The sequence below is a fragment of the Candidatus Dadabacteria bacterium genome, assembly GCA_026706695.1.
GTDB lineage: Bacteria > Desulfobacterota_D > UBA1144 > Nemesobacterales > Nemesobacteraceae > Nemesobacter.
In genome coordinates this window covers 1-7,467 of record JAPOYE010000035.1, presented here as the reverse complement: position 1 = coordinate 7,467, position 7,467 = coordinate 1, and the positions used below count along the sequence as shown (strand labels likewise).

At 55.0% G+C, this 7,467-nt stretch carries 9 protein-coding genes; 7 read left to right on the top strand and 2 right to left on the bottom strand.

The annotated features are described in order from the left end of the window. The 6 genes from OXG10_02745 to OXG10_02720 all read left to right on the top strand — a co-directional run. Positions 1-675: DUF4403 family protein (locus tag OXG10_02745; protein MCY3826288.1), on the top strand; the 675-nt coding region annotated here is incomplete at its 5' end. Further along, a complete protein-coding gene (locus OXG10_02740) occupies positions 596-1,396 on the top strand; it encodes a DUF4403 family protein (protein MCY3826287.1) in 801 nt (266 codons plus the stop codon). The genes OXG10_02745 and OXG10_02740, both read left to right, overlap by 80 nt. A gap of 80 nt (positions 1,397-1,476) precedes the next feature. Beyond that, a complete protein-coding gene (locus tag OXG10_02735) occupies positions 1,477-2,208 on the top strand; it encodes a TerB family tellurite resistance protein (GenBank protein ID MCY3826286.1) in 732 nt (243 codons plus the stop codon). Positions 2,209-2,259: 51 nt separating this feature from the next. Next, complete coding sequence (locus OXG10_02730) at positions 2,260-2,919, top strand: diphthine--ammonia ligase (GenBank protein MCY3826285.1); 660 nt, start codon at positions 2,260-2,262, stop codon at positions 2,917-2,919. Between the two features lie 253 nt (positions 2,920-3,172). Then, on the top strand, positions 3,173-4,081 hold the full coding sequence (locus OXG10_02725; protein MCY3826284.1) for a hypothetical protein: 909 nt from the start codon (positions 3,173-3,175) through the stop codon (positions 4,079-4,081). Beyond that, positions 4,074-4,970 carry a nucleotidyl transferase AbiEii/AbiGii toxin family protein gene (locus OXG10_02720; GenBank protein ID MCY3826283.1) on the top strand — a complete coding sequence of 299 codons (897 nt, stop codon included), beginning with the start codon at positions 4,074-4,076 and terminating at the stop codon, positions 4,968-4,970. The genes OXG10_02725 and OXG10_02720 overlap by 8 nt, the downstream gene beginning before the upstream one ends. A 79-nt stretch (positions 4,971-5,049) precedes the next feature. Here OXG10_02720 and OXG10_02715 read toward each other — a convergent pair whose 3' ends face one another. After that, the gene (locus tag OXG10_02715; protein ID MCY3826282.1) at positions 5,050-6,018 is read right to left on the bottom strand and encodes a hypothetical protein; all 969 of its coding nucleotides are present in this window, start codon (positions 6,016-6,018) and stop codon (positions 5,050-5,052) included. Between the two features lie 156 nt (positions 6,019-6,174). After that, positions 6,175-6,495: an EF-hand domain-containing protein gene (locus OXG10_02710; GenBank protein ID MCY3826281.1), complete on the bottom strand. Its 321-nt coding sequence runs from the start codon at positions 6,493-6,495 to the stop codon at positions 6,175-6,177. 253 nt (positions 6,496-6,748) lie between these two features. Between OXG10_02710 and OXG10_02705 the strand changes: the two genes are divergently transcribed. Further along, positions 6,749-7,467: nuclease-related domain-containing protein (locus OXG10_02705; GenBank protein MCY3826280.1), on the top strand; the 719-nt coding region annotated here is incomplete at its 3' end.

Sequence of the window (7,467 nt, the reverse complement as noted above, 5' to 3'; positions counted from 1 at the left end):
GTGATTCTCGCGGCGGGGGTTTCCCTCTCGGAGAACGTGTCGAGGCATGACGCCGAAAGACCCGCTCACAAGACCCCGGCGCTTGAGCCGCTTGCGGAGCATCTTTCAAGAGCAACTATCCCGGTCTCCGTTCCCATAGCTGCCGTAGGGGAAGCGCTTGAGCGCAAGACGCCGAAGCAGGAGTCGGGTTCAAGGAAAAACAGCCTCCGAAGACCCTTCGCCCAAAGCGAACTCAGCTGGAATCTAAACCGTTCCCGTATTCAGGTGTCGGGCCGAAGCGGAGCGCTAGACATAGCGACCGAGCTTAGCGGAGAGGCCCGCGCGACGGGGGCCATTCAGCTGGCAAGGAAAATCGACTTCGCCGCAAGCGGCGACATGCTTGCAAGCGTCTCCCTCACCGCGAGTCCGGCCCTCGAAACCAACTGGCGCGTATCCCCGAACCTCTCCGAGGTAAAAATAGATATACAAAAGGGCGACATACCGATAAAACGCATTGGAAACCTTGACGTAAGAGGAGATATACTTCCCGGAGTTCGAATCACAGCCGACGCGCTTCGCGCGCAGCTTAACCAAAGCGTGGCCAGAAGCGATTTTTTTGAACAGGCGGCAAGAAAAGGCTGGAAGAGACTTTGCGGTTCAACCCCGCTTGGAGAAGGCTTCGGATCTCTGGCTTGAAACAAGGCCCGCAGTCGCGCGCGCGACCCAGATCCTCATCGGCCGCGAAGACATCAGCACCTCGATTGGAGTTGAAGTAAAGACGCGCATCGTGACAGAGCAGACGCAGCCAGAATGCCCCTTCCCGAGAACCCTGCTCCCGGAGGAGCCAAAGCCGGGAGGCTTCGAAATCATTATGCCCGCCATAATCGACTACGAAACGCTTGATCGGACACTTGCCGAAGAGGCAGTCGGCAAGTCTCTGGGCAAAAACGTCTCCATAGCCATAAAGGCAATAAGGATCCACCCGTATGGAGAAAATCTTCTGCTTGAAACCGAGGTGGCTTTGGAGGCCAAAATCCTCTCAGGCACGGAAGCGAAGGGAACCCTGTACGTGGTTGCCGAACCGGAACTGGACGCCGAGACGCAGACCATAACGCTGGAAAACTCAGCACTCGACGTCGATTCGCAAAACGTGCTTTTCTCAATGGCCGGAAAGGCAGCGGAGCCCCTGCTTCTCGAAGCCGTCTCAAAGCGCCTTCCATTCGATCTCGGGCCTAAGCTTGAGGAACTCAGGAACGGTGCCGAGGACGCGATTCTGGCACTTTCATCGGAGAACATCTCGGTTACAGGAAAAGTGAACCGGGTGCGCCTGACCCGCCTTGACGTGGGACCCGAACACCTGCGTCTGGTCCTCACGGCAGAAGGCGAGGTCAGCGCAAGGGTGCAGGCAATTCCCTAGTGTATTTTTTGTGTCCGGGAGTTCCGGAGGAGGTTTCGAGGGGAAGTTTTTCTGGTACACTTTTCAGAGGAGAAAATCATATGAGTGTATGGGGAAAAATAATCGGCGGTGCGGCAGGTTTCGCTCTCGGCGGCCCTATCGGTGCGCTGCTCGGCGCCATGGCGGGTCACGCGTTCGTGGATACCGGGGAGCGGCCGACCGACACGCGCTCGAGAAAACAGGTCGCCTTCACGGCCGGAGTTATAGTGCTGGCGGCCAAGATGGCTAAAGCCGACGGGGTAGTGAGGGAAGAGGAGATCCAGGCTTTCCGAAAGGTGTTTCATCCGATCCTGAGGGACGAGGTAAAGGAAGCCGAGGTCGCCCGCGTCTTCAATATCGCCAAGAAAGACTCAGAAGGCTTTGAGCCCTACGCACGGCAGCTTGCCGGGATGTTCAGGGACAACCCCGCGGTTCTTGAGGAGCTTTTAAACTGCCTGTTTCTCATTGCCAGGGCCGATAACGTCTACCACCCCAAGGAAAACGAGTATCTCGAAAGCGTGGCCGAGATATTCGGACTGAGCGAAGCGGCATTCAGGCGAATCCGCGCCGCACATGGCGTCGACAAGCCGGATCCCTACGAAGTCCTGGGAGTTACAAGGGACATCCCGGACGACGAACTTAAAAGCAGGTACCGCGAACTTGTCCGTGCGCACCATCCCGACAGCCTGATCGCCCAGGGCGTTCCCCAGGAATTTGTTGATGCGGCAAACGAGAAGCTCGCGGTCATAAACGATGCCTACGACCGGATCGAGAAGGAGCGAAAGGCGGTCTGATCCCTCCACGCGGACGGTCCCCCGTGACACCCTGAAAGGAGTATCATTCCATTGAGCGAACCGATTGCCCTCTGCTTCAGCGGCGGCAAGGACAGCGCCATGGCGCTTCAGGAAATCCGAAGGCGCGGGGAATACCGCGCGGCGGAACTTGTGACGACGGTGACTGACGCCTACGATCGGGTGAGCATGCACGGAGTGCGTCGCGCGCTGCTCCGCAGACAGGCGAAGTCTCTGGGTCTGCCGCTTGTGGAAGTCGTGGTGCCGCCGGAATCGTCAAATGCCGTCTACGAACGGGGAATGGGAAAGGCGTTCTCCAGTATCCGCGACAAGGGCATTCGCCGGATTGCCTTCGGCGATATATTCCTTGAAGACCTCAGGGACTACAGGGAACGGCAGCTCGCGGCCTCGGGATTAACCTGCCTCTTCCCCCTATGGAAGAAGTCGACTCGGTCTTTAGCCCGGACCTTTATAGACGAAGGGTTTCGTGCGGTAACGGTATGCGTCGACTCAAAGGTGCTTGATCGGTCCTTTGCGGGACGCTGTTTCGATGCGGCGTTTCTTGACGATCTCCCGGGCGGGGTCGACCCCTGCGGGGAGAACGGGGAATTCCACTCGTTTGTTTTCGACGGGCCGGTGTTCTCCCGGCCGATTGAGTTCGCGCACGGTGAAACAGTGGAGAGGGACGGTTTCTTTTTCTACGACCTCGTATGAATTTCACACCGCGTATCTCGGCTCTGATCCGACAATCAGTTCCGGGTTTTTAAAAAATATCCTCCTTCAGAAACTCTATTGACCCGAAGGGGGATGGGACCTGAGATTGTACCCTCCTTATCCTTCTCATCATGATCTTTTCGTTAACTTATATTTCCAAGCCTGGAAATTTTTCTTTTTACTCTTGACTTTGTTTATTGCTTCTGATATATGTCCTAAGGACATATATCAGAAGCAATAAAAGAACTTAGCCATGTCAAGCAGAATTCCTGTAATCTACCCAACGAGATTAACCCGAGCAGGCCGCCGCCTGGCCGAACTGCTTGAAGAAAACGGCAAGCCGGTTCTTACCCAGTTCGATTTTTTCCAGATTGTCCGGAAAATGTATCGGGATCACGGAGACAGGAAGCTGTATCTGCGCAGCGATGCCCCGGCGAAAGATGACTACATCCGCATAGTGGCAGATCTTAAAAAAACGGCTGTGGTCGCTGCCGACAGGGACTACGGCAAACGTGTCATCAGGGTGCTGGCCGTTTCGGACCTTCCAGCGGAAGATATAGTCTGTCTAGTTGACCCGACATGCTACGTATCCCACCTCTCTGCCATGCAGCGGTGGGGATTAACCGACCGAAGACCGGACGCCCTGGCGCTCACGCGCCCTGACCGAAGGACCGCGACAAAGAGAATTCAAAATTACATGAGAAAAGCTCTGGGCGAAGATGAGACTACTCCCCTCCCGTTGAGAATAGTGGGCCACCCGGAGCACGTACGACGACGGGCTGTCAAGGTTCACGAAAGCAAGGCGGCCGGAGCGTTTCTCAAAAACAGGGGGAGCGAATTCCGTCTTTCTACAATCGGGCAGACATTCCTCGATATGCTTCAAAGACCCGATCTGTGCGGAGGCATGTCTCATATTCTCGACGTCTGGGAGGAGCAAGCGGAAAATCATCTTGACGACATCGTCTCCACCGTCAACTCCTGCGAAAGCAGCATTGTAAAAAGTCGGGCCGGTTATATACTTGAAGAGCGCTTGGGTCTGCGTCACAGTACAATTGAGAGTTGGAAGAAATTCTGTCAGCGCGGGAGCAGCCGCAAACTTGATCCGACCGAGGCTTATGCGCCGACTTTTTCCGAAACCTGGATGATCTCACTTAATGTCTAACCCCGTACTTGAAATCAAAGTCGCGGACTGGGTTGAACGGGCAAAGCCCGATCCCGCAGCCTACCGACAACGCCAGACGATTGAGATTGTTCTCAATTCAATCGCCATGACAACTCCCCTGAATGTGGAGATGTTTCTAAAAGGCGGCATCCTGATGGGACTTGCCTACGACAGTCCGAGGCAGACATCTGATATAGATCTGACGACATATCTCACCGCAGAGGCCGACGTCGACAACAAAATCCGAAGACTTCTGGATTCGGCACTACCGAGAGCCGCCACCGCGCTGGGTTACGCCGACCTCCTCGTCAGAACCTACTCGGTGAAGCGCCTCCCGCCAAAAATGGATTTTGAAAAAGCGCAATTCCCCGCACTGCAACTAAAAATCGCCTACGCGCGACGAGGGAAGAGGGAAGAGACGGCACTTTCGGAAGGTAAAACCGCCAGCGTGATCAACCTTGACATCTCCTTTAATGAACCGCTAGGACGATTTCAGGTACTTGAACTGACCGGAGGACAACAACTGCGGGCTTATGGCCTCGTAGATCTCATCGCCGAAAAATATCGTGCAATGCTTCAGCAGGTTACGCGCAGACGCAACCGGCGACAGGACGTTTATGATCTCGACCTGCTGATAGTTGATGACCAGATTGACGATTCCTGCCGCGCGCAGATTCTGGATGCTCTTATCGAGAAATGCAATTCGCGCCGCATCAGTCCGACCCGCATGTCTCTCGATAACCCCGAAATAAAAAGACGGTCGGGGGCCGACTGGCAGACCATGGAGCTTGAGTTGGGCAAAGTGCCGGATTTTGAAGATTGTTTCGCACGGGTTTCGCAGTTCTACAGAAACCTGCCCTGGCAAACAACACGGACCCCTGAAAAATAGCAGGTTTCCGCGGACTCACACCACTAGGCTTCCGCCTTTCTTAAAGCGGGGCCCGACACGCCAAAAAGAAGGGGAACAGCTACTTCTTCCTCCTCTTCGAAACCCAGGCCAAGGCACCTTTTGTGCTCAACCAGCTCCTTCTGTTGAAAAAAGTGTAGACGACGGCCTCCTCAAGCGAACCGGGACTGTAGTACTCGGGCAGTGACTTTGGCATCTGTCTCGTTCCGGTCAGAAGTCCGGGCACAAAAGAATTGGTTTCAAACGCCTCGTTAAAGGCCGAGACGGCATCGGCAGAATCTCCATCCCGCCTGAACAGGAAAAGCACCGTGTTCCAGGACCAGTCGGCAAAGTACGGTTCCGCGTACTTTACCAGAATATCCTCTACCCCCTCCAGATCACCAACGGCAAACAGCCTCGGGACAAGAAAAGAACGTACACCCTGATTGTCATTGGGATTCAGGCGAAGCATCTCTCTCATTATGCCCACTGATTCCCCCTTCTCGCCCATCTCCCACATGCAGTCGGAAAGACCCTCAAGAGCCCTCATGTAGGGACGTGTCTGCAGTATCCCCCAGAAACGCCCGGCATGTTCGGTAAAAGCATCCGGTCCGAGTTCGAGCTCCACGGCATCCGTTCCCGCCTTCACGGCACGCTCGTAGAATTCCCGCGCCTCAACTATATCCCCTGTTTCCTCCGCCAGAATCACCCAGGCATCCGCACAGAGACCCGAGAGAGCCAGGGCTTCTTTCGCCATAGAGATTCTGTCGTGCCTGCTTCGCACCTCCCATGCGTCGTAAATGATTTCCTGCGCACGGCCGAGACGACTGAGCTCATCCGCGCCGCCCGCCGCACCCTCCCGGCCGCCGGGGAAGGCCAAACGGGTAACCATGGACATAACGGATTCCATGGAACGTCGGGGGGAAAGGTCAGTTTCAGTACCCCCTGCGGACCCGGAAGGCTTGGCCGACGCGGGTTTTCCGGACTTGCCCGATGTTCTGTTTTTCCGGGACCCGCCTTTTCGGTTCTTCCTGCTTTTTCTCGCCGCCATACGACTCTATTTCTCCTCAAGACACAGGTTCAAAGCCCGGCAAAACCGGACGGTACACGCCCGACAAGCTTTCATCATCCAGTTGCTTCCTCACCGCGCAACCGTTTCCACTCGGCCGCGGCAAACTTTCACCGCCGGGCTGCCTTCCCCGCTTTACTACTTGCCGGCGCACTGACCGGAATCTTTTTTGTGTTTCTCTTTCTTGGCGGCCCAGTAGCTCTTCACTTCTTCCTTTGTAAGACTGCCGTTGCCGTCAGCGTCTATCTTGGCAAATTTCCCTTCCGCATAGGCTACGAACTCGGTCTTGGAAATGACGCCATCTGAATTCGCATCTTTCTTCTCAAACATTTTATCCATTTTAGCGGGCTTTCTGGGGCAATCTGCTTTCTTGCCACAATCTCCGCAATGGGCCGAGGCAAATGTCGCCCCGCCGATGAACAGAACCGTCAACACAGAAAACATCAATATCTTTCTCATTGTGCACCTCCATGTGCTCTATGGTTTCAGAACTGATCTACAAGTTTATACGAACCGGAGAAAAAAGTATTCCCCGGACGGATTTTTCAGTCAATCAGCGTTCACTTCTATACGTAATACGCACCTAATGTCTTCTCATCTGCCCCGCGCAGACTGTTAACCGTCTTCATATGTCGGAAAAACAGCGATGTGTGTTACAATTTTCGATAACTGACACAACTGGCAGTTGTGTTCTTAACAGGTATCTAATGAAATGGCGAGGATGATCCCAGCATATATTGCCGATGACAAAACCAGCCTGGCTGAACGCAGGATATTCTCACAGCTGAAGGATGACCCTGACACCGCAGAGTGGACTGTCCTTCACCCGCTTGAACTCGCGCGCAGGGGAAAGAAAAAACCATATGGAGAGATAGACTTCGTGGTGATCATGCCCGGAGAGGGAATTATCTGTCTTGAGATCAAGGGCGGCGGAATCTCCTGCGAGGAGGGGCAATGGAAAACGACTAACCGCCACGGGCAGGAATTTCTCCTTAAGAAAAGTCCCTTCGCGCAGGCCAGGGATTCAATGTACGCGCTGCGGAACTCGATAATGGAGCATTTCGGGGAGGGTTCGCGCGAATCGCGATGCCCGATCGGGTACGGGGTTGTTTTCCCCGACGCGCACTGCCCTCCGCTCACGCCTGAATTCGAGCGCTCAGACGTCATCGATTTCTCAGACCTGAGGGACCGCCCGATATCTTACTGCGTCCTGAATATCGCGCGGAAGAGGCTTAGGGAATTTCAGCCGCGCGGGGAGAGACCCGTGCCCGCGCACACGGAGGCGAAGAGAATCAGCGGTTTTCTGCGGCCGGATTTCGAACGGGTTGCGGCGAAGGCAGCCTGGCTTGAAGAGGCGGAGGAGAATCTGCTCAGGCTTACCGAGGAACAGTACGAAATAATAGACCAGCTTGAAGACAATCCGCGCTGCCT